Raw genomic sequence first — 498 nt, 5'->3', positions numbered from 1 at the left:
TTTTCCAGTAAGTCATCCTTTTCTATATGGAAATCGGTGTGTTTTTCTGTCAGAAGGCGGTTAAGTTGTCCGCTGGAAATATCAACACCCCATTCTCTGAGTTGTTCCAGCAGCAAAGGTTGCGTCACCTGGCATTGGTGGTACTGATAAAGGATATAGCTTCTCAGCTGTATGCCAAAGTGTTGCCCTGCTAGTCCATCCGGTAAAGTGGCGGTAACAGTCGAGCCATTCGGTAGCTGATAGTAAGCCAAACGATAGCGTATATTATGCGGCTTAATTTCCAGTTCTTGAACGATATAATCTCGGTAGCCCTTAAAACTCATGCCTTCAGGTAGCTCGCAATCAGGTTGAATGACTTTATCCTGGTGGATGACTAAGTATTTATTTTTACTTTTTTTGGCCGAGCCTGGACGCTTGTTATTGGATGTACCAGTTTCATTTTCAGGCTTTTCATTATCTGTGCTTTTATCTAATTTACTGGCCTTGAATTTAGGGCGC

1 protein-coding gene is annotated in these 498 nt (G+C 42.8%); it reads right to left on the bottom strand.

Annotation, left to right across the window (positions count from 1 at the left end):
- On the bottom strand, nt 1-498 hold a 498-nt coding region (locus CJF42_RS26375), incomplete at both ends, for a hypothetical protein (protein WP_212668882.1).

This window comes from Pseudoalteromonas sp. NBT06-2, from assembly GCF_002276045.1.
Lineage (GTDB): Bacteria > Pseudomonadota > Gammaproteobacteria > Enterobacterales > Alteromonadaceae > Pseudoalteromonas.
Note: the sequence above shows the minus strand (reverse complement) of the source record. Positions and strands in the feature narration are given on the sequence as shown.